Origin of the sequence: Aeromonas sp. MR7, assembly GCF_963899385.1 — a bacterium.
GTDB classification, from domain to species: Bacteria; Pseudomonadota; Gammaproteobacteria; order Enterobacterales; family Aeromonadaceae; genus Aeromonas; species Aeromonas bestiarum.
Genome location: NZ_CAWQXH010000011.1, coordinates 901590 through 922662, shown reverse-complemented (window position 1 = coordinate 922662; position 21073 = coordinate 901590). Strand labels below are relative to the sequence as shown.

Annotated in this window: 16 protein-coding genes; 3 read left to right on the top strand and 13 right to left on the bottom strand. The window is 62.5% G+C overall.

Annotated features, from left to right (window positions below; all coding sequences use genetic code 11):
* Positions 1-10: 10 nt before the first annotated feature.
* From dhbA to AACW87_RS09195, 5 genes are read right to left on the bottom strand one after another with little or no spacing between them, the layout of a single operon-like run.
* The gene (gene dhbA / locus AACW87_RS09215; RefSeq protein ID WP_241324798.1) at positions 11-760 is read right to left on the bottom strand and encodes a 2,3-dihydro-2,3-dihydroxybenzoate dehydrogenase; all 750 of its coding nucleotides are present in this window, start codon (positions 758-760) and stop codon (positions 11-13) included.
* 20 nt (positions 761-780) lie between these two features.
* Positions 781-3870, bottom strand: coding sequence for an amonabactin biosynthesis non-ribosomal peptide synthetase AmoF (gene amoF, locus AACW87_RS09210; RefSeq protein ID WP_241324797.1), 3090 nt, complete (start codon positions 3868-3870; stop codon positions 781-783).
* A complete protein-coding gene (amoB, locus tag AACW87_RS09205; RefSeq protein ID WP_241324796.1) occupies positions 3867-4793 on the bottom strand; it encodes an amonabactin biosynthesis bifunctional protein AmoB in 927 nt (308 codons plus the stop codon). The genes amoF and amoB overlap by 4 nt, the downstream gene beginning before the upstream one ends.
* A 23-nt stretch (positions 4794-4816) precedes the next feature.
* Entirely contained in the window at positions 4817-6484 is a 1668-nt protein-coding gene (locus AACW87_RS09200) for a (2,3-dihydroxybenzoyl)adenylate synthase (protein ID WP_241324795.1), read from the bottom strand.
* A complete protein-coding gene (locus AACW87_RS09195; protein WP_241324794.1) occupies positions 6481-7644 on the bottom strand; it encodes an isochorismate synthase in 1164 nt (387 codons plus the stop codon). The genes AACW87_RS09200 and AACW87_RS09195 overlap by 4 nt, the downstream gene beginning before the upstream one ends.
* A gap of 325 nt (positions 7645-7969) precedes the next feature.
* Here AACW87_RS09195 and AACW87_RS09190 point away from each other — a divergent pair, with 325 nt between their 5' ends.
* Complete coding sequence (locus tag AACW87_RS09190; protein WP_043138398.1) at positions 7970-8521, top strand: lipoprotein; 552 nt, start codon at positions 7970-7972, stop codon at positions 8519-8521.
* A 134-nt stretch (positions 8522-8655) separates the two neighbouring features.
* Entirely contained in the window at positions 8656-10656 is a 2001-nt protein-coding gene (locus AACW87_RS09185) for a hypothetical protein (protein WP_241324793.1), read from the top strand.
* A 95-nt stretch (positions 10657-10751) separates the two neighbouring features.
* On the opposite strand, the gene glgC is transcribed toward AACW87_RS09185, so the two are convergent.
* Positions 10752-12026 (bottom strand): glucose-1-phosphate adenylyltransferase, encoded by a 1275-nt coding sequence (glgC, locus tag AACW87_RS09180; protein WP_043555434.1) that lies wholly within the window; start codon positions 12024-12026, stop codon positions 10752-10754.
* A 188-nt stretch (positions 12027-12214) separates the two neighbouring features.
* On the opposite strand from glgC, the gene AACW87_RS09175 reads away from it, so the two are divergent.
* A complete protein-coding gene (locus tag AACW87_RS09175; protein WP_098984244.1) occupies positions 12215-13855 on the top strand; it encodes an EAL domain-containing protein in 1641 nt (546 codons plus the stop codon).
* Here the strand turns inward: AACW87_RS09175 and AACW87_RS09170 are convergent.
* The 7 genes from AACW87_RS09170 to htpG form a co-directional block, all read right to left on the bottom strand.
* Positions 13818-14312 (bottom strand): hypothetical protein, encoded by a 495-nt coding sequence (locus AACW87_RS09170; protein WP_043138390.1) that lies wholly within the window; start codon positions 14310-14312, stop codon positions 13818-13820. The two genes, AACW87_RS09175 and AACW87_RS09170, sit on opposite strands and share 38 nt — an antisense overlap.
* 169 nt (positions 14313-14481) lie before the next feature.
* Positions 14482-14844, bottom strand: a complete 363-nt coding sequence (locus AACW87_RS09165; RefSeq protein ID WP_042034251.1) for a DUF2750 domain-containing protein — start codon at positions 14842-14844, stop codon at positions 14482-14484.
* 182 nt (positions 14845-15026) lie between these two features.
* On the bottom strand, positions 15027-16331 hold the full coding sequence (locus AACW87_RS09160; RefSeq protein WP_043138387.1) for an inosine/guanosine kinase: 1305 nt from the start codon (positions 16329-16331) through the stop codon (positions 15027-15029).
* 185 nt (positions 16332-16516) lie between these two features.
* Positions 16517-16909: an MAPEG family protein gene (locus AACW87_RS09155; protein WP_241324792.1), complete on the bottom strand. Its 393-nt coding sequence runs from the start codon at positions 16907-16909 to the stop codon at positions 16517-16519.
* Between the two features lie 40 nt (positions 16910-16949).
* Positions 16950-17924 carry a ferrochelatase gene (hemH, locus tag AACW87_RS09150; protein WP_103472402.1) on the bottom strand — a complete coding sequence of 325 codons (975 nt, stop codon included), beginning with the start codon at positions 17922-17924 and terminating at the stop codon, positions 16950-16952.
* 113 nt (positions 17925-18037) lie between these two features.
* Positions 18038-18682, bottom strand: a complete 645-nt coding sequence (gene adk / locus AACW87_RS09145; protein WP_043138383.1) for an adenylate kinase — start codon at positions 18680-18682, stop codon at positions 18038-18040.
* 258 nt (positions 18683-18940) lie between these two features.
* Entirely contained in the window at positions 18941-20854 is a 1914-nt protein-coding gene (gene htpG, locus AACW87_RS09140) for a molecular chaperone HtpG (protein ID WP_098984246.1), read from the bottom strand.
* Between the last annotated feature and the right edge of the window lie 219 nt (positions 20855-21073).

The window sequence follows — 21073 nt, the reverse complement described above, 5'->3', positions numbered from 1 at the left end:
GCCTCTTGGATCAGGCGCTCAGGGTGGCGCCGCCATCGACAACCAGATCCTGCAGCGTGATGTGGCTGGCCAGGCTCGAGGCCAGGAAGAGGACGGTATTGGCGATCTCGCAGGGGGTGGCGATCTTGTTCAGCGGGATGCCGAGTTTGAACTGATCCGGCAGCCCCGCTATGGTGCGGGCCATGGCCCCTTCATCGGGCAGCATGCCGCGCAGCATCTCGGTATCCGTCGAGCCCGGCGACACCAGGTTGACCCGCACGCCGAAGGGAGCCAGCTCCAGCCCCACCGTCTGGGTCAGGCTGGTGACCGCCGCCTTGGAGGCGCAGTAGGCCGCCATCTGCATGCGCGGCACATGGGCCGCGTTGGAACCTATGGTGACGATGGCGCCGCACCGCTGCGCCTTGAAGTGGGGCACCAGGGCCCGCAGCAGATAGAAGACGCCGCTGGCGTTGACCGCCAGGCAGTCGTGCCAGTCGTCATCGCTCAGGGCTTCGGTGGGGCCGAGGCGCAGCACCCCGGCCCCGTTCACCAGCACATCCAGCCCGCCATCCGCCAGCAGCCCCTCGCAGCAGGCATTGACCGCCCCTGAGTCGCGAATGTCGAGCAGCCGGGTGGCAAAGGGGTAGTCTGCTTCGGGGAAGGCCTGATCCAGCCCCACCACGGCGGCGCCGGCGGCCACGAACTGCTGCGCTACCTCGTACCCTATGCCACGTCCGGCCCCGGTTACCCAGACCCGTTGGCCACTGAAATCAAAGGTCATTGCTTGTTGCTCCTTGCTCATCACCACACCATCTCCACGCTCTCTTCGTCTTCAGTCAGCTTGCCGTCGAGGAAACGGCAGAAGTCATCCAAGCGGGGGTGATCGAACACGTCGGAGACCTTCACCTGCACCCCGAACTCGGCGCCGAGCCGGTTCACTATCTGTATGGTCTGCAGGGACTGGCCCCCCAGCTCGAAGAAGTTGTCCGCAGGCGCCATGGTGGCCAGCCCCAGGATCTGCTGCCAGATGGCGCCGACCCGGTTCTCGGTCTCGCTGCCGAGGCTCAGAACCTCGCCCCCCGCCTGGTACTGGGCCAGCAGGGCCTTGCGATCCAGCTTGTTGGAGCCGGTGCGGGGCAGTTGATCAAAGTGGCGATAGTCGGTAGGGATCATGGCGGCGGGCAACACCTTGGCGAGCTGCGCCTTGATGACCCGGCTATCGCGCTCCGGCCCCGCCACGAAGGCCACCAGCCGACGCACATTGCCGATGCTCACCCCCTGCACGCAGGCCTCATCCACCCCGGGCAGGGCCAGCAACTGGGCCTCCACCTCGCCGGGCTGGATCCGGTAGCCGCTGATCTTGAATTCGTTGTCGCGCCGGCCCAGATAGACCAGACGATCGGCCACCCAGCGCACTCTATCACCGGTGCGATAGACGGGCAGGAGCTCAGCACCGATACGCAGGGTGCCGAAACTCCCCTGCACGCCACCCACGTAGCCGTTGGCGAGCTGCGGGCCGAGCAGCACCAGTTCCCCCTCCTCGGCGGGTTGCTCCCCCGCCCCCAGGATCAGTGCCCGCATGCCGGGCAGCGGCAGGCCGATGGGCAACTGGGCCTGAATCGGGTCCTCCCCTTGCAGCTCCTGAGTCGTGACCACGACAGTGGTCTCGGTGGGGCCATAGGTGTTGAACAGACGCAGATCGGAGCGTCCCTGACGCTGCCACTGGGCGAGCTGCTCGGGGTAGACCGCCTCACCGCCGATGATGACGGTGGCCAGATTGGCAGGGATATGGGCCTGGCCGGCGCCGAGAGACACCACCCACTCGTTCCAGAACGCAGTGGGCAGGTCGAGGTGGGTGATCCCCATCTGCTCCACCCCGGCGACGAAAGCGGGGATGGATTCGAGCAGGGCGTCGGTGCGCAGCACCAGAGTCGCGCCGGCGCTCAGGGTGGCGAACACCTCCTCGATGCTGGCGTCGAAGTTGAAGGGGGCGAATTGCAGCATCCGCGCCTCCTCTCCTAAGTGATAACGGCAACGGGCGGCGGCGGCGAAGTGATCCAGGGCGCCGTGGCTGATGGCCACCCCCTTGGGCAGGCCGGTCGAGCCCGAGGTGAACATCAGGTAGGCGACGGCGCGACCGGCAGCCGGCTGGTTGAGCCGATCGTCGCTCACCAGATCCCCCGCCAGCAGGGTGTGGCCCTCAAACAGGCTGGCCAGCTTGTGGCGATACTCGGCCTGGGTGATCAGGGTCTTGACCTCCCCCAGCCGCAGTATATGGCCCTGGCGCTCCAGCGGCTGCTCGGGGTCGAGGGGCACATAGACGGCGCCCGCCAAGAGTACAGCCAGTTGGGCGAAGATGGCCTGGGGGGTGCGGGCCAGCATGACGCCGACCCTGTCCCCCGGCTGCACGCCGGACGCCTGCAGGGCCGCCGCCATCTGCTCGCAGCGGGTCAGCAGCGCCTCGTAGCTGACACTCACCTCCCCTTGTATCAGGGCAATCTTGTGCGGGGTCTGGGCCGCGAAGTGGCAGAGCGCATCCAGTACCGGGCGCACCTTGATCATTTCGTGGGCGGGCCCAGTGATCAGCGCAGCCAGCCGCTGCTCGGCCAGCCAGTCGGCCTTGAGGGTGCCCAGAGTCAGGGTGGGCTGGGCGAGCCAGCGGCCCAGCAGGGCGAACAGGGTATCGGCGATGGCCGCCAGATCGGCCTGCTGGTAGCAACCGGGATTGGCGTCCAGATCCAGTCTGGGCTGACCGTCGGCGCCGACTTGCACCTCTATGGTGAGATCCTCCACAGGGCCGGCGCTGATGTTGAGAATATGGGCCGATAGCGGCCCGAAGCGGCGAGCGTGATCGAACGGCATGATGTTGACCAGGGGGCCGAACAGGCGCTTGTCGCCGCCCACCAGGCCAAGGTCTCGGCGCAGCAGCTCGTAACGGTAGTGCTGGTGCTTGCGCACCCCGCGCTTGGCCTTGGCCACGGCGCCGGCCGCCCCCGCCAGATCCAGCGCGTCACCAAGCTCGAGAGCCAGGGGGGTGATGTTCATCTGCATGCAGGGCACGGTCAGGGAGGCCGAACCGATGCGGTTCATCATCATCAGGCCGAGCAGGGTCTGGCTCTGACCGCTCGCCAAGGAGAGCTGGGCCGAGAGGCAGGCCAGCAGCAGATCGGGCCAACCCAGCTTGTGCTCGTCGGCAAAGCCGGTCAGCGCCTGCCACAGTGCTGCCGGCAACGGGCGGCTCTCGCGAATGAACTCGGCGGCGATGGGGGCGCGGGCCTCGCCAAAGGATTTCACCTCGGGCCAGGCTTGCAATTGCTCCTGCCAGAAGCTGCGGGCGGCGGCGTTCTTGCCGCTATCCTCGCGGGTCAGCTCTTCTGCCAGCACCTCGTCCAGCAGGCCAAACGGCGATGGCGACGGCGCAGCCCCGGCCAGCCCTTCGCCATAGAGTTCGGCGATGCGCTGGAACAGCAAGGTGGTGCCGAAGCCATCCAGCGCGATGTGGTGCACGCAGCTGTAGAGGTAATCGCGGCCGGGGCCGCGCAGCAGGGCGAAGCGGCAGGGCGCCTCTTGGGTCAACTCGAACGGGCGGCGCAGATCGGCCCAGGCCCAGGCGCGGGCAGCGGCCTCGTCATCACTCGCCAGGTTCACCTCACCATAGGCGAGCTGTGCCTCGTCCGAGACGAAGCAGACCATCTCCCCATTCTCTTCGAAGTGGCCCTTGAGCGCCTCGCACTCACCCACAGCCCGGGTGAGCGCAGCCACCAGCACGGCCGCATCGACCTTGCCATCGAAGGCGATGCACTCGGCGGTGTTGAACATCGCCTTGTCGTCGTTGAGCAGATGACCGGACCAGAGCCCCTGCTGGGGTATGGTCAAGGGGAAGCGGCTCATTGCGCCACCTCCAGAGTTTTTTGCTCGGCCAGCTTCTTCTCGATCAGACGCCACCAGCCGTTGAGGGTCGGCAGCTTGGCAAGATCCACGAAGCCCAGCTCCACCCCGGCGGCGCGCCACTCGGTGAGCAGGGACATGATGCGCACCGAATCCAGACCGTAGTCGATGAGGTTCTCGTCCGGGTCAAACTCTTCTTCGTCCTCATCGATATGGCTCAGCAGCCGCGCCTTGAGCCCCTCATACGTCAGCAGCGGATTGGTGAGCAACGGATTGCTCTGGGCGGCAGACGCAGAAACCGGGGCGAGCGCCAGCACCTCCTCGCAAGGGATCACCTTGCCGCAACGGGTCGCCACGTAGTCCAGCGCCATCTGGTGATCGGCCAGGGAGAAGTCCGCCACCCCGTCCGCCAGGAAGAAGGGCTGGATGTCGCGCATGAAGGCATCGCAGGCGGTCATCATGCAGCCGATGTGGCCGTAGATGCCGCCTATGATGAGCTGATCCCGCCCCAGACCTTTAAGCATCTGTTCCAGCTCGGAGCGCTGGAAGGCGCTGTAGCGCCACTTGACTAGCACAACGTCATCGCTTTCGGGGCGCAGGGGGGCCACCACCTGCTGCAGCTCCGGGCTCTTGTTCAGACCCGGGCCCCACATGTCGTTGAGCAGGGCGCGATCTTCAGGGGATTGATCCTTGGGCTGGGCGGTGTAGAAGACCGGAATGCCGAGGGCCTTGCACTGCTTGCGCACGGCGGCGAGCCGCTCGGTCAAGGCCTGGATCAGCGGGCTGTTCTCGCCATAAAAGGCGGTGAAGTACTCCTGCATGTCGTGGATCAGCAGGGCGGCGCGCTTGGGATCCAGGGTCCAGTCGACCTTGTTGGCCTTCCACTGGCTGGGCATGGCGTAATTATTCAGGGTTGGGATAGCCATAACGTCATGATTCCTTTTTAGTTTTATGCTGTTGTCAGGGGGTTGCCGGCGATAAGGTGCGCAATGCGCGCCCGCAGCCCCTGCTTGTCAATCTTGCCCACGGCCGTCATGGGCAGGGCGTCCAGGGTTTCGAAACGGTCGGGCAGCTTGAAGTCCGCCACCCCGCGCTCGCGCAGAAACTTGCGCAAGGCCAGCGGCTTCAAGGCGGGATCCGTGCTGACGATGAAGGCACAGCTCTTCTCCCCCATGGCGCTGTCGGGCATGGAGACCAGGGCGGCATGGGTGATGGCCGGGTGGTGCAGCAGCTGGTTTTCCACCTCTTCCGCAGCTATCTTCTCGCCGCCTCTGTTGATCTGATCCTTCTGCCGGCCCACCACGGTCAGGTAGCCGTCCTGGTCTTGCACCACCAGATCCCCGGAGCAGTAGAAACCCTCGGCATCAAACACCCGGGCGTTGTGGGCCGGGCTCTGGTAGTAGCCACGGAAGGTGTAGGGGCCACGGGTGTGCAGGGCGCCGGGCTGGCCCGGGGCGACCGGCTTGTCCTCCTCGTCCAGGATCCGCACCTCGTCGTCCGGGCTCATGGGGCGGCCCTGGGTGTGGATTATCTTGTCGTCGGTGTCGTCTAGCCGGGTGTAGTTGACCAGGCCTTCTGCCATGCCAAACACCTGCTGCAGCCGGCAACCGAGCAGCGGGGTGATCTTGCGCGCCACCGCCTCGGCCAGCTTGGCGCCGCCCACTTGCAGCAAGTTGAGGCTCTCGATCTGACTGCGCACGGATGGATCAGATTCGGCCGCCTGCAGCCAGAGGGAGACCGCCGGCGGCACCAGGGAGCAGAGGTTGACCTGGTGGCGGGCAATCAGCGGGAAGCAGCTCATGGGGCCGGGATCCGGCGCCAGCACCACGGCGCCACCCGCCTCGAACACCCCCAGTGCCCCGGGGGAGCTCAAGGGGAAGTTGTGGGGTGCCGGCAGGGCACACAGATAGCGGGTGTGGGGCCCCAGGGCGCAGATCTCGTTGCTCCTGCGCACGCTGTAGAGGTAATCGTCATGAGTGCGGGGAATCAGCTTGGGAGTGCCTGTGCTGCCGCCGGAGAGCTGGAAGAAGGCCACCTCGTCCGCAGGACTCGGGCCATAGGCGGGGACGGCCAATCTTTCGGTCTTTGCCAGATCACTCAGCCAATGAGTCAGCCCCAGTTCCCCGCTCTCGCCATCGAGCAACACCAGCTCGGCACCTATGCCTCGCAGCAGGTCACTGTGGCGATCCCCGTTGGCAAACAGCGCATGGGCGAGCGAGCCGATAAAGAGGCGGGGGGTGATCTGCTCGGCGTAAGAGGCCAGCTCCAGCCGGTTATGGCTAAAGAGCGCATTGACCGGCGCTATGCCGGCTTTGAGCAGGGCGAAAAACACCAGATAGAATTCGGCCACATTGGGAAGCTGCACCAGGGCGGTATCCCCCACCCCCAGGCCATGGCGGGCGAGCCGCCCGGCCAATCGGCTCGAGGCGGCGTCCAGCTCGCGATAACTGAAGCTGCGCTCGCCGCAGAGGATGGCCTCGGCATCCGGCGCCAGTTCGCACTGACGCGCCAGCATGGTAGTCAAGGGTTCACCGCGCCAATAGCCCTTGGCTCGGTATTGATCCGCCAGCTCTGCGGGCCAGCGGGTATAGGACAGGAAGCGGCTGGGCTGAGTCATTGTGCCACCTCCGGACTCAGGCCCAGGGCTTTGAGCATGGTCCCCAGCTTGGTACCGGTCTCGGCCCACTCCATGGCGGGATCCGAGCCTGCCACTATGCCGGCGCCGGCAAACAGCTCCACCTGATGGCCATCGAGCACGCCACAGCGGATCACCACGGCCCACTCGCCATTGCCCTGACTGTCGCACCAGCCGACGATGCCGCTGAACAGGGCGCGCCTGAAGGGCTCCTGCTCGCGGATGAACTGGCGCGCCAGCTCTGTAGGGTAACCGCACAGGGCCGGGGTCGGATGCAGCTGGCAGGCCAGGGAAAGCACAGAAGCCTGACCCGGATGCAGCTGGCCGGCGATGGGCGTGCCCAGATGCCAGAGGGTATCCGTGCTCATCAGGGTGGGATTGGTGGGAATGGCCAGCTCGCGACAGTGCGGTGTCAGCACCCGGCGGATCTCGTCGATCACCAGACGGTGTTCATGCTGATCCTTGCGGGAGGCCAGCAGATCCCGGGCCACCTGCCGGTCCTGCGCCGGCTCGCCGCCGCGCTTGGCAGAGCCCGCCAGCGGGTGGGTGAAGACCTCGCCCCCGCTGACCCGCAACAGCAGCTCGGGGCTGGCACCGAGCAGACGGCGATCTTGCCCGAGCGGCAGAGAGAAGTGAAAGGCATGGGGATTCTGGCTCATCAGCCGGGCCAGCACCTGCTCGGGATCGGCGGGCTTGTGCAGCGTGAGGATCAGCTTGCGCGACAGCACTACCTTGGCGAGGTGACCCTGGGCGAAGGCATCCAGCGCCGAGCTGACCGAGGTCTTGAATTCGGCCGCCGCCGGCGTGCTCTGCACCGAGATGACCTGATTGGCCTCGGCGGCACGCTCCGCCGCGGGCGCTCGCTCTCCCCGCTCATAACGGCCGGGCACATAGAGGCAGGAGGCGTCGGCAGGGTCGAAGGCGAAGGCACCGATCAGCAGCGGATTGGCTTGCCCTGCGGCCTCGGCCGCCGCCAGCGCCCTGGCTATCTGTCGCTCCAGCAGGGGCCATTCGCAGGCGGGGGTGGTGATAGGCTGGCCCAGATCGTAGGCGCTGATCGTGCCCTGACCTGAGGTAAACAAGAAATCGGGCGGAGACGCAGCCTGGGCAGGTGCGCTATTTTCCATCACAAGAGTATCCACGTTACACCCTCAAATATGATTCAAAATGATAATGATTATCAATTTGTATTTGTGCGGCGGTAAAATACTCGCTTTGAAATCACCCGGTCAATGGGATTTTTATATCGATAAAACTGGAACTTATCTGTGGATATTGGGCAAGCCGCGCCACTGGCGGCCTGCCATGCCAGGTACCGAAGGGGTTACTCGTATGAAGATGCAGCCCACACCCCATATGAGGCTGCGACAAAAACGGCAGCTGTGTGCCCAGACTGGCAGCCAGGGGCATTTCCCCCTAAGATAGCGCCATCTTTCTGGTCACTTATCTCAACTCACGGAACTGTCGATGTTAAAGCACCTGCTTCTGCTCCCCCTCAGCCTGCTGCTGGCAGCCTGTTCGCTCACCCAGTACAACGTCAGCGAAGGCGAAATCAACCAATACCTCAAAGAGAGGGTCGCCTTCGAGAAACAGCTGGGGATCCCCGGCATCATGTCGAGCAAGATCCGCCTGGACGAGATGCAGAGCCGCATCGGCCGCGCCCGCGCCGATCGGGTCGAGCTGGATGCTGCCGGTGATCTGCAGGTCAGCAGCCCCCTTGGCAGCCAGCAGATGAAGATCCGCTTCTCCCTCAGCGCCCGCCCCGACTATGTGGCCGAGCAGGGCGCCATCTACCTGCGTGACCTCGAACTCATCTCGGTCAAGACGGAGCCAGCCGACGTGGGCGCCGCCCTCACACCCCTGCTGCCCACCTTCAACCAGTCGCTCTCGCTGTTCCTCTCCCAGACCCCCGTCTATCGGCTGGATGGCAGTCGCAAGAACGAAGCCAGGATCAAGGAGAAGGTCGAGGCGCTCAAGGTGGAACCGGGCCGACTGGTCATCCCCTTCAAGCTGTTGTGACCCTCAGGCCGCGCCCCTCTCGGAGCGCGGCTTTTCTCTTCTCAAGCCCCCCGCCTTGGTACATAATGCACACCATTCTCATTTAGATTCATGAGAAGCGTCATAATAAAATCAAACATATGGTGAGAAGGGACATGAGAAAAACCGTACTGGTACAGGCGATCGCCTGCGCACTGCTCAGTGGCGCCGTACAGGCTGCCGTCAAGGTGGAAGACAAGACATTCAACACCGCCGCCAACATGCTGGCCTATACCGAGTTCGAGCTCTCCGGCGAGCCGCTGGCCGAAGCGCTGGGGCTGGATCTGGATGTGCTGGATGCCAACCGCGCCGATGAGCCGACCCCGTTCGACTTCGCCGCCGGCATCGAATCCTATGAATATTCCGAAGAGGCCATGTACGCGCTGAACTATCAGTCCGGCATGGGCCCCCATCTGGTGAACGGGCCGCAAAACCTGGCCCGCGGCGGCACCCTGGCCGATCTCGGCAAGCGGGTGCTGGCCATGGCCGAGGCCGTCGGCTTCCCGGCCGATGAAGTGCCGCAAGGCATGTATCCCCTCTCCCTGCCCTACGCCTCCGCCAATCCGGAGTTTGCGCAAGCGGTGAACACCACCCCGGTCAACGGCGATCAGATCACCATCAAGACCGCCAAGGGCACAGAGAAAACCGTCAAAACCCAGGTACCGGCCTACTTCCGCGACTACACCACCCTGCGCTGGAGCGGTGCCGACAACCTGCTGAACCCGGCAGCCGTGGGCGGCATACTGCTCAAAGAGGTGATGTGGTCCCAGGACTTCCTCGGCGGCATGCACGTGGCCGAGAGCGATGAAGAAGTGGAAGCCGCATCGTCCACCATGGATCAGGACGGCAAGCACAAGCTGGGCGTCTCTGCCGCCGATGGCTTCAACGGCATGATGCTGACCGAACAGTCCATCGACAAGCTGGCCATCATGCAGGGCCAGCTCGGTTTCGATGGCAAGCAGCTGGGAGCCAAGATCACACCGCAATACGATCCGTCCAAGGGTATCGTCTACTTCCCCCATCAGGTGAAAGTGACCGAAACCAGCAAGAATGAGGTGGGCGCCATCGGCAAGCTCGAGGTGGTGGATGGCTCAGCCCAGCTGCGCGATGCCTGGATGATGCTGTGGCCGCTCTCCGAGTTCTACGCCTTCAGCGATCAACGTACGGCCAACACCAACCAGAACCCGGCCTTCCACGCCGTGTTTGACGGTGCCCCGTTTGCCGCCGCCCCGGCCGCCAACACCCAGGGTCAGAGCGCCAAGCAGGTGGTCGGCGACGACGCCTTCTCCCTGGCCCTGAACCTCTCTGGCCTGGTGTTCAAGAACCTCAACGCCCTGCACTTCGAGCCCAAGGCCGGCACTTTGGTCGACAGCTGGCAGGCAGGCAAACAAGGCAAGCACGTCACCACCTTCGACGCCGCTTACGCCCTGGTCGCCCTGCAGATCTTCCAGCGGGCCCAGGATGCACTGCCGGTCGGCTATGCCGCCGGTGACAACGGCGAACTGAACCTGAAAACCGCACAAGGCCAGCAGGCGCTGGTGCTCATTCGCCAGCAGGCCGACTTCATCCTCGGCAAGCTCAAGGGCAAGAACGGTCTGGTGCATGACGGCTTGACCCTGGGTGGCAAGCTGGATGCCGGTCAGTCCATCGACGCGCAATTTGCCGCCGTGCGGGGTCTGACGGCCGCCTTCCTGGCCACCTCGGATGCCAAGTACCGCACTGCCGCGCGCGAGCTCTTCATCGCCACCGACAAGGCCTACTTCAACCAGAAGGCCGGCACCTGGCTCGCGGCCAAGCAGGGCGAATACACCCCCTGGACCCAGGCCGCCATCTCGGGCGCCCTGCGCTCCGCCATGCTGAACCTGCGCAACGAGGGGACAGAGAAGGCCCCGGCGCTGGAACTGGCCCAGCTGACCCAGCGCTACGTGAGCTGGTTCCGTGGCACGGTCAACGGCGGCATGCAGATGGCCGAGTGGATCGGCGACTCCGGTGAGAACGTCATCGAAGGAGCTGGTGGCGACACGGACGAAGACGGCGTGCCGCAAGTCACCGCCGCCGGTGGCAAACATGGCACCGCCATGGTGATGGCCGCCAAGGCCATTGTCAGCGAGAAATGAGTCAGCGGATAAATCCAACGATCACACCATAAAGAAAGGGAGCCGATTCGGCTCCCTTTGCATTACAACGTCTGACACAGTTTCACGCTTCTCTCTCACGCCAGCTTGGCCAGCATCTCCTTGGTCACCAGCACGATCCCCTGCTCGGAGCGGTAGAAGCGGCGGCTATCCTCGTCCGCGTTCTCCCCCACCACCAGTCCATCGGGCAGCACGCAGCCCTTGTCCACCACCACCCGGCGCAGACGGCAGCCGGCACCTATCTCGACCCCGGGGAATATGATGGCCTGATCCAGGGTGCAGAAGGAGTGCACCCGCACATGGGTAAACAGCACAGAGTTGAGCACGAAGGAACCGCTGACGATGGATCCCCCCGCGAACATGGAGTTGATGGTCATGCCGTGCTGACCGTTTCTGTCCTGCACGAACTTGGCGGGCGGCGTCATGGTCTGGCTGGTCCAGATGGGCCAGTTCTCGTCATAGATGTCGAGCTCGGGCACCACGGAAGCGAGATCCATGTTGGCTTCCCAGAACGAATCCAGGGTCCCCACATCGCGCCAATAGGGTTTCTGCCCCTCCTTGGCCCCGACACAGGACATGGTGAAGGGATGGGCAAAGGCCTTGCCCTCTCCCACGATGCGCGGGATCACGTCCATGCCGAAGTCGTGCTTGGACTCCTGATTGTGGATGTCCTCTTCCAGCAGCTGATAGAGGTACTCCGCCTCGAAGATGTAGATGCCCATGGAGGCCAGGGATCTGTCCTCATGGCCCGGCATGGCCGGCGGGTTGGCCGGTTTTTCGACGAAGGCGCGGATCTTGCGCTGCTCGTCTATGTCCATGACCCCGAAGGCAGAGGCCTCCGCCCGTGGCACCTCGATACAGGCCACCGTCACCTTGGCACCGAGACGCACGTGATCGAGCAGCATGGCAGCGTAATCCATCTTGTAGATATGATCCCCCGCCAGCACCACTATGTATTTGGGGCCGTAGTCACGAATGATGTCGACGTTCTGATAGATGGCATCGGCGGTGCCGCGATACCAGTGCACCTCGTCCACCCTTTGCTGGGCGGGCAGCAGGTCGATGAATTCGTTCATCTGGTAGCGCAGGAAGGACCAGCCCGATTGCAGGTGGCGCAACAGACTGTGGGACTTGTACTGGGTCACCACCCCCACCCGGCGAATGCCCGAGTTGATGCAGTTGGAGAGCACGAAGTCGATGATGCGGAACTTGCCGCCGAAATGGACGGCAGGCTTGGCGCGGTTGTCCGTCAACTGCTTCAGGCGGCTGCCCCGTCCCCCCGCGAGCACCAAGGCCATACTCTGATTCAATAATTGCCGTGCTTTGGCAGTATTTACGGGTTCTAACAACATGATTTACCTCTGCCTTGTTTGATCTATTTTCAACCCATCTTCGCCTTTTTAAGTGCCCATGAAAGTGGTTTCACTCACATTTAACCGATTTCAATTGGCCCTTTTCCAGGAGTTGAGCGGGATCCCATGCTTTACACCCCGAGCTTGGTTAGAATTTCAACATCACACGCATCATCAAGGATGACAAGATGTTGAACAAGCTCGGGAGTAACCTGTTACTGATCGCAGCCGTCACCTGTGCTCCTCTGCTGTTGTTACAAGGCATCTGGCTCGCCGTACAGGCAACCCCCTTCACCCTGATCCTCATCGTCGGCACTACCCTGCTTGGCTTTGGCCTGCTGTTCATGCTGGCCCATCGCACCCGCAATGCCGAGCGTGAACAGCAGGAACAAGTCTGGCTCAAGGCACTGCGACTGCGCGATCCCGCCTGTCTGGAGAGCCCGGCAGCCCAGGAAGCATTGCAACAACTGCTGACCCGGTTCAATGAAGCCGAGCTCGACGCCCACCGTCAGATCAGCGAGCTGCACAATCAGGCCACCCAGGATGAGCTGACCCAGTTGCAGAACCGCCACGCGTTCCGGCGCGACATGACGGAGCTGCTGCAGCGGGATCAGGACACCCAGACCGCCACCCTGGTGCTGATCCGCGCCACCGAACTTGGCAAGCTCAACGCCCAGCGCGGCTTCCAGTCGGGGGACGCCTATATCAAGGATATCGCCAATCTCATCACCCGGGTGGTCAGCCGCTTCCCGGGCCATCAGGTCTATCGCATCTCGGGGGCCGACTTCGCCGTGCTGGTGCAGCCGGTGGCCAACATACCGCCGCCCCTGCTCGGCCGGGATCTGAAGATCGCCTTCGATCACTATCAGCAACAACACGAGCTGGAGAGCGCCGCCTACTCGGGGCTGACGCGCCTGAGCAGCGGGCAGAAGATAGAGGCCATACTGGCGCGGGCGGATCTGGCGCTGGCCCGTGCCCAGACAGAAACGGTCAACGGCTGGGCCATTCAACAGGACGATGACGTGGTGGAACTGCAGGGCCAGCACCACTGGAAGCTGGTGCTCAATGATCTGCTGGAGCAGGAGCGCATCAGCTTTACCTATCAGCCGATCCAGCCCATGCACCGCAGCATGCTGGCCTACAACGAGATCTACACCCGCTTCAGCGGCGCCGACGGCACAGTGCTGCCGACCGACACCCTGTTTGCCATGGCCCAGCGACTGGACATGGTGATGCGACTGGAGCAGATGCTGGTCATCAACGTCATGCGCCAGTACCGGGCATTTGGCTCCAACCAGAGTCGCTGGGGTATCAGCCTCTCCAGCAACCTGTTGCAAAACAGCGCCTTCCTGATCTGGCTCGACCGGCAATTGCTCAAGGATCCCAACACCAGCGCCAACCTGGTGTTCGAACTGGATGAGGAGCATCTGGAGCGCAACATGACGGGGGCCAAGCGGGTGTTCGAGCTGCTCAGGCGCAACGGCAGTCGCTCCGCCATCTGCAACTTCGGCAAGGGGATAGGATCGTTCAACCTGTTTCGCGAGCTCAAGCCCGACTACATCAAGCTGGATCCCGCCCTGATCACGGGGCTGGAGCAGGATCTGACCAATCAGCAGTTCGTGCGGATGATAGTGGACGTATCACATCGCATGGGCTGCCAGGTGATAGCGGAAGGGGTGGAGCAGCTTGGCCAGAAACAGCTGCTGCAGGGCATGTATGTGGACGGGTTGCAGGGCTATCTCATCGCCAAGCCCCAGCAGTTGCGGCCGGATATCAGCCAGCTTGGGCTGTTTACTGAGGACGCTTCAACTTCAGCAGAGTCAGAATGATGTCGTTGAGCTGGCGATAACGTTCCAGCTCCTTCTGATCGTAACGGGTCGCCAGTGTGGTGGGATTATGGCGATTCTTGAGGTAGCGGTTGATCTGCAGGCGGTTGAAACCTGCCACCTGATAGATCTGGCCCAGCAGGGCATTGAGCTCTTCGTGCTCGAAGCCGGCTCTGGCGAGGTAGTCGCTCTGGGCCGGGCTCTCCAGCTGGCTGCTCTGCTTGGCGATGCGGCCTGTCTCCTGCAGATAGGCGAGCCACTGTTCGAGATAAAGCGGCTTGCTGCCCGCCAGCAGATTGAAGAAACCCACCGCATCGCAGCGGCACTCGGTCAACAGCAGCACGGCCAGTTGATCGTCATCACAGCTGAAGGTGACTGGGCCTGTCTGCCCCCAGTCCAGCGCCTGGACCCGGATCTCGGCGCGCTCCCCTGCAATGCCGGTTACGTCGAATACAAACATGGCTCCTCCCGCTCGGCAAAAGGTTGATGATGGACCATACCCCCCGCAGGTGCAAAGCCAAATCGCCTTTTCATTCAGTATTCTGCAAGCTGGCCATAAAAAAACCGACATCCTCGCGGATATCGGTTCTTCAGGCATCCGATGGCCGTGGCCATCAATGCAGAACGGTTCAGGCGTCCAGTTCGACCAGTGCCTTGGCCAGCTCTATGGGTTCGAGCTCCTGGCCTTCCAGATCGGCATTCCAGTTCGGGCCGATCAGCACATCGTCCTCGTCCAGATCGTTGATCCAGATGTCGAGGAACTCTTCCAGCTCGATCACTTCCGGCTCGTAGTCGGCCCACTCGTCCACGCAATGCAGGCGGGCATCAACCTCGGCAGACCAGAGCGGCATCACATCGGCATCTTCAAATTCGGCAGAGCGGCAGACGACCCAGTCTTCACCGTAACGCAAGCCCCACACCTGACCCGACTCGCGGACTTCTTCGATGAACAGTTGGAAATTGGCGTCAAGATTGTCAGTTAACTTACTCATGGGGCTCTCTCTTTATCGGGTGCTGCGGCCACTGCAGTGCCGAGTGGCAATGCGGTGGCCAAATGGTGTCGCAAAAGTGACATGGACTCAAGCATCTTGGGGTTATTCGCACAAAAAACTGCCCAATGCCGTGTTTTGCCTGATAAAACGCCTCCCGAAGGAGGCGTTTGCCATGGCCGGGATCAACGCTCCCAGTAAACCTCTTCCAGGCTGTCTTCCTTCTCGGGCAGACCGCGGGAGAGACGCGGGCTGCTCTGGGCCAGCACCTCATAGCTGACCCGGTTGGCGTACTTGCACACCTGGGCCAGGGAGGAGTAGGTCAGGAACTCGGACATGTGCTTGGCGGAGTTCGGCACATTCATGCGGTGATAGGCATTGGCCACCATGTCGTGCAGCACGGCAGACAACGCGCCATCCCCTGCGCCGTTGGTGTTCTTGATCTTCTCCGGGCCACCCATGTAAGGGGAGATGTGGGAGTAGATGCGGGCAGGCTTGCGGCACTTGGCGCGGGCCATGGGGCGGCTGAACTCATACATGTTGAACTCGGGGATGACACCGGGCAGCAGGGTATGGGTGGTCTCGCGCTTGTAGTCTTCCTCGGTGTAGCTCGCCATGTAGAGGCCGATGGGGCCGGCGGTGCAGAGCACCATGTCGGCCCAGTCCAGCGCCTTGTCGGCAGCGCCGAGGGGATCGGCGATGCCGGTCAGGGCCTCGGCCTCATCTTCATTCATCGCCAGCACAGTCACGTTCTCGGCGATGAAGTCGCGCCACCACTGGGGATTGTCGGCAATGACGAAGCGGGTACCCAGGGTCAGCACCACGGGCACGCCGGCCTCGCGAGCGTAACGCACGGCGGCCATGGCGGCCTCTTTCATGGGATCGCCATCGTCACCGCGCACCAGATAGGCGGTGATCACCAGTGCGGAGGCCCCCTTGATCACCTCTTCCGGCACATGGTGCACATCCAGCTGGTTCATCTTGCCGGCGTTGATGCCAAAGCTGCGCTCGCCGCACTCTGTGATGAAGGTGAAGCAGCGACCGACCGGGCCGTCTACCGGCTGCAGGTAATCGAGGTTGACGCGGGAAGAGGTGTTGCACAGATAGCGGTAGGCGTAGCTGCCGATGCGGATGTCCTGGCTCATGACACCGAGCAGGATGGAGTGGGAGTCCGCCAGCACCGAATAGTTGTGCATGGTGTTGCCTATGGTGCCACCGGCAAACTCGCTCACCACCATGTTGTTGGTCTTGAGCTCTTCATAGACCCGTTCGGCCACGTCGTCACTGATCACCACAGAGTGGCCCTTGCTCAGGCCATAACGGTTCAGGAAGTCCTCATCCACATGGGCTTCGATGTCCACCAGGGTCTGATCGATTCCCACCACATAGGCTTTGCCAAGTTCGGTAAGCAGGGGATTTTGCGGGATCAGGGGATCGCGCCTGTCGACCGGGAAGTAGTGTTTGGACTTGCGCTGACCGGGAAATTTCATGGCAATGTTCTGTGCTCTGGGGGAAAGAGGGGCGGGATTTTAACACAATCCGCCGCGCCGAAAAGTCGCCTGATTAAAATATGGCGTCAGTATAGACAAGGGCTGCAGAGGAAAACGTTTATCCCGCTCCCATAAAAAAACCACCTCGCCGGGAGGTGGTTTTTCAGTCGGCCACGATGAGGAGATCAGCCGAACGAGAACCCCTGCACCAGGGCCAGCACCGAAAAGAGGCCGAGGGACAGCCAGAAGAACAGGGTGCCAAACAGCCTGGGCTTGTTCGGCGCCCTGGGGATCTGGATGCCGATGGCGTGCAGGATTCGCCCCACCAGCAGGAGCGCACCGCCGAGGTGCAGCCAGAGGGCACCGACCCCCGCCAGTTCACACAGGGCCATCAGCAGCAGGGTCAGCGGCACGTACTCGGCGAAGTTGCCGTGGGCGCGGATCGCAGAGCGCATCTCGGGCGCCTCCCCTTCCCCTATCATCACCTTGAACTGGGCACGGCGCTTGACCACCCAGAAGGAGAGCAGCAGGAACAAGAGCCCCAGCAGACCGGCGTAGATCAGCGTGATATGCATCATGAAGACAATCCTTATCGTTGAACGTTGAAACCCGGGGTGGTCACGCCAGCTCGCGGCAGATCAGCGACACCATCATGCGGATATGGGCCTGATCGCTGTTGAGCGCCGGGATGTAATGGAACTGCTCGCCACCCGCCTCGGTGAAGAGGTGGCGGTTCTCGACCTGGATCTCCTCCAGGGTCTCGAGGCAGTCGGCGGAAAACGCCGGGCAGATCACATCGAGTCGCTTGATCCCCTGCCCCGCCAGCGCCGTGATGGTGGCATCGGTATAAGGCTTGAGCCACTCCTGCTTGCCGAAGCGGGACTGGAAACTGGCGCTCCACTGCTCGGGCGCAAGACCCAGGGCCTCGGCCAGCAGGGTCGCGGTGCGGCGGCACTGGTGACCATAGGGATCACCCTCGTCCTCGCTGCGTTGGGGGATGCCGTGGAACGACATCAGCAGATGCTCACCCTGGCCCTGCTGCTCCCACTGGCGGCGCACGCTCATGGCCAGCGCCTGGATATATTCGGGATGATTGTGATAGTCGCGGATGAGCCGCATCACCGGCAGGTGGCGCTCGTTTTTCATCACCCGCGCCCAGCCGTCGAACACCGCGGCCGTGGTGCTGGCGGCATATTGGGGATAGAGCGGCAACAGTATCACCCGGTTGACCCCCTGCGCCTTGAGCGCCTGCCAACCGTCGGCCAGTGACGGCTTGCCATAGGTCATGGCGAGCACCACGGGCACATCCACCCCTTCGCGCTTGAGTTCCTGCTCGAGGGCATCGCGCTGACGCTGGCTGATGGCCATCAGCGGCGATCCCTGCTCGGTCCAGATCTGCTGGTAGAGCTTGGACACCCTGGGGGCACGCAGTGGCAATATGATGAAATTGAGCAGGGGGGACCACAACAGGCGAGGTATCTCGACCACCCGCGGATCCTGTAGGAACTGGCTGAGGAAGGCCTTGACGGCGGAGGTGGTCGGCGCCGCTGGCGTCCCCAGATTGACGAGCAAGATCCCGGTTTTGGTGGTCACGTTAGCTTCCTGTCATGCTGTTTTTGTCGTTCTTGTTATGATGCAAGAAAGGGCCCTGGATGGACCCTTGTCTCAGACTCGTTATCGACCGATTGCGGTTGGCAACGGCAGGCTTAGCCCAGAATGGCGGCCAGCTGCTTGCTGACCAGATCCACCGGCTGGGTGCCGTCGATCTTGACGTAACGGGTGTTGCCCGCTTCCGCTTCTTTACCGTAGAAACCGATCAGCGGCGCAGTCTGCTGATGGTACACGTCCAGACGCTTGCGCACCGTGGTCTCTTCGTCGTCGGCACGGATCACCAGATCCTCGCCGGTCACGTCATCCTTGCCTTCCACTTTCGGCGGGTTGAACACCACGTGGTAGGTACGGCCGGAGCCGGAGTGGACGCGACGACCGCTCATGCGCTTGACGATCTCTTCGTCCGGCACGTCGAACTCCAGCACGAAGTCGACCACGACACCGGCATCCTTCATGGCTTGCGCCTGGGGAATGGTGCGCGGGAAGCCATCCAGCAGGAAGCCGTTGGCGCAATCCGGTTGGGCGATACGCTCTTTGACCAGGCCTATGATGATGTCGTCAGAGACGAGCTGACCTGCGTCCATCACGGCTTTGGCCTTGAGGCCCAGCTCGGTGCCCGCCTTGATCGCCGCACGCAGCATGTCGCCGGTGGAGATCTGCGGAATACCGTGTTTTTCCATGATGAACTGAGCCTGAGTACCCTTGCCGGCACCCGGAGCCCCCAACAGAACAATGCGCATACACGCTCCTATTGATTGGTTATTCAATTCTTGAGAAGGCAAAAAACTACACGGTTTCGCTCATTTTCACAAGCTTGCCCCGTGTGAGTGGCTTATTTTTCACCATGTTCCCGCAGCGGCGAGGCGACTCAAGCCGCAACGCTACCCTGAAAAAATGAGTGAAAATGCAGCGCCCCCCCAATAACGAAGAGAGGCGCTTGCCCCTTGTCGGGCAAGCGCCACATAAAAAAGGCCCACTGCATGCAGTGGGCCCAAACATCATGCCTGGAGTAACAGACGGTTGATACGGGAGACGAAGCTCGCCGGATCATTCAGCCCGCCCTGCTCTGCCAGCTGGGCCTGTTCGTGCAGCAGGGTGACCCACTCGCCGAACAGCGCCTCGTCCTGGATGGTGTCGAGCTTCTTCACCAGCGCGTGATCCGGGTTGAGCTCCAGAATGTACTTCTGCTCAGGTACCGGCTGGCCGGCGGCGCGCATCAGCTTGATCATCTGGGTGCTCATGCCGTGGTCGTCGGTGACGATGCAGGAGGGTGAATCGGTCAGACGGTGGGTGACACGCACCTCTTTCACCGCGTCGGCCAGGCTCTGCTTGACCCGCTCCACCAGACCGGCGTTGGCTTTTTCAGCCTCCTCCTGCGCCTGCTTGGACGCTTCGTCCTCCAGATCCCCCAGATCCAGCTCGCCACGGGTCACGGAGACCAGCTGCTTGCCGTCGAACTCGGTCAGGTGGCTCATCAGCCACTCGTCGACGCGCTCCCACATCAGCAGCACTTCGACGCCCTTCTTGCGGAAGATCTCGAGGTGCGGGCTGTTCTTGGCGGCGGCGAAGCTGTCGGCGGTGATGTAGTAAATCTTCTGCTGGCCTTCCTTCATGCGGCCAACGTAATCCTCGAGAGAGACGGTCTGGGCTTCGCCCTCGCCCGCCGTGCTGGCAAAGCGCAGCAGCTTGGCGATCTCTTCGCGGTTGGCGTGATCCTCGGCCGGCCCCTCTTTGAGCACGTTGCCGAACTCGCTCCAGAACTTGGCGTACTTCTCGCTGTCATCCTTGGCCAGCTTGGCCAGCATGGTCAGCACCCGCTTGGAACAGGCCTTGCGCAGGGAGACGGTCACCTTGTTGTCTTGCAGAATTTCACGGCTGACGTTGAGCGGCAGATCGTTGGAATCCAGCACCCCTTTGACGAAGCGCAGGTAGGCCGGCATGAACTGCTCGGCGTCGTCCATGATGAAGACGCGCTGCACGTAGAGCTTGAGGCCGTGTTTCTGATCCCGGTTGTAGAGATCGAAGGGGGCACGGGCCGGCACGTAGAGCAGGCTGGTGTACTCCTGCGCCCCTTCCACCCGGTTGTGACCCCACAAGAGCGGATCTTCGAAATCGTGGGCGACGTGCTTGTAGAACTCCTGATACTCCTCGTCCTTGATCTCTTTCGGATTGCGGGTCCAGAGTGCGGTGGCGCGGTTGACCTGCTCCCACTCGCCCGGCGTGCCGACGACGGTCTCGCCATCTTCTTCACGGTCCGGGGTGCCCTCTTTGAACATCTCCACCGGCACGCTGATGTGGTCGGAATACTTGGCGACCACGGCGCGCAGACGCCAGTCGTCGAGGAACTCTTCCTCTTCGGCACGCAGGTGCAGGATGACGTCGGTACCACGGCCTTCCTTGGTCACATCGGCCACGGTGAAGGAGCCTTCCCCTTCCGATTCCCACTGCACCCCTTGATCAGGCTCGGTGCCGGCGGCGCGGGAAACCACAGTCACCTTGTCGGCAACGATGAAGGCGGAGTAGAAACCGACACCAAACTGACCGATCAGCTGGGAGTCGCGGCCCTGATCACCGGACAAGTTCTTGAAGAACTCGGCGGTGCCGGACTTGGCGATGGTGCCCAGATGCTCGATCACCTGATCCCGGCTCATACCTATGCCGTTATCAGAGATAGTCAGGGTCCGATTCTCTTTATCAACCACCAGGCGAACGCGCAACTGGCCGTCGTTTTCGAACAAAGAGGCATCGGAAAGCGCCTTGAAGCGCAGCTTGTCCGCCGCATCTGAGGCGTTGGAGATCAGCTCGCGCAGGAACACTTCTTTGTTGGAGTAGAGGCTGTGGGCCATCAGGCTCAGCAGTTGTTTGACTTCAGTCTGAAACCCGTGGGTTTCGGCATGAACGCTTTGGGTCATCGACACTATCCTCAGGCGATTCGGGTTGAACACATTCCTGATACAAGATGGGGCCTGGGATCCCCATTTCAAGGGGGACAAGTCTGCTGACGGTGCGAATGGCGATTTTTGCGCCAGCGCACTGCCAGGCGCCGCCCATCGCTCAAACAAAAACCCGCCGAGGCGGGTTTGGGAAGCAATAAGCCTGGCGCAGGCTCAGCTCAGTGGCTGATGCGGCCT

Coding starts and splice junctions, on each gene's coding strand:
- dhbA (WP_241324798.1), bottom strand. CDS start 760: ATGACCTTTGATTTCAGTGGCCAACGGGTCTGGGTAACCGGGGCCGGA.
- amoF (WP_241324797.1), bottom strand. CDS start 3,870: ATGAGCCGCTTCCCCTTGACCATACCCCAGCAGGGGCTCTGGTCCGGT.
- amoB (WP_241324796.1), bottom strand. CDS start 4,793: ATGGCTATCCCAACCCTGAATAATTACGCCATGCCCAGCCAGTGGAAG.
- AACW87_RS09200 (WP_241324795.1), bottom strand. CDS start 6,484: ATGACTCAGCCCAGCCGCTTCCTGTCCTATACCCGCTGGCCCGCAGAG.
- AACW87_RS09190 (WP_043138398.1), top strand. CDS start 7,970: ATGTTAAAGCACCTGCTTCTGCTCCCCCTCAGCCTGCTGCTGGCAGCC.
- AACW87_RS09185 (WP_241324793.1), top strand. CDS start 8,656: ATGAGAAAAACCGTACTGGTACAGGCGATCGCCTGCGCACTGCTCAGT.
- glgC (WP_043555434.1), bottom strand. CDS start 12,026: ATGTTGTTAGAACCCGTAAATACTGCCAAAGCACGGCAATTATTGAAT.
- AACW87_RS09175 (WP_098984244.1), top strand. CDS start 12,215: ATGTTGAACAAGCTCGGGAGTAACCTGTTACTGATCGCAGCCGTCACC.
- AACW87_RS09170 (WP_043138390.1), bottom strand. CDS start 14,312: ATGTTTGTATTCGACGTAACCGGCATTGCAGGGGAGCGCGCCGAGATC.
- AACW87_RS09165 (WP_042034251.1), bottom strand. CDS start 14,844: ATGAGTAAGTTAACTGACAATCTTGACGCCAATTTCCAACTGTTCATC.
- AACW87_RS09160 (WP_043138387.1), bottom strand. CDS start 16,331: ATGAAATTTCCCGGTCAGCGCAAGTCCAAACACTACTTCCCGGTCGAC.
- AACW87_RS09155 (WP_241324792.1), bottom strand. CDS start 16,909: ATGATGCATATCACGCTGATCTACGCCGGTCTGCTGGGGCTCTTGTTC.
- adk (WP_043138383.1), bottom strand. CDS start 18,682: ATGCGCATTGTTCTGTTGGGGGCTCCGGGTGCCGGCAAGGGTACTCAG.
- htpG (WP_098984246.1), bottom strand. CDS start 20,854: ATGACCCAAAGCGTTCATGCCGAAACCCACGGGTTTCAGACTGAAGTC.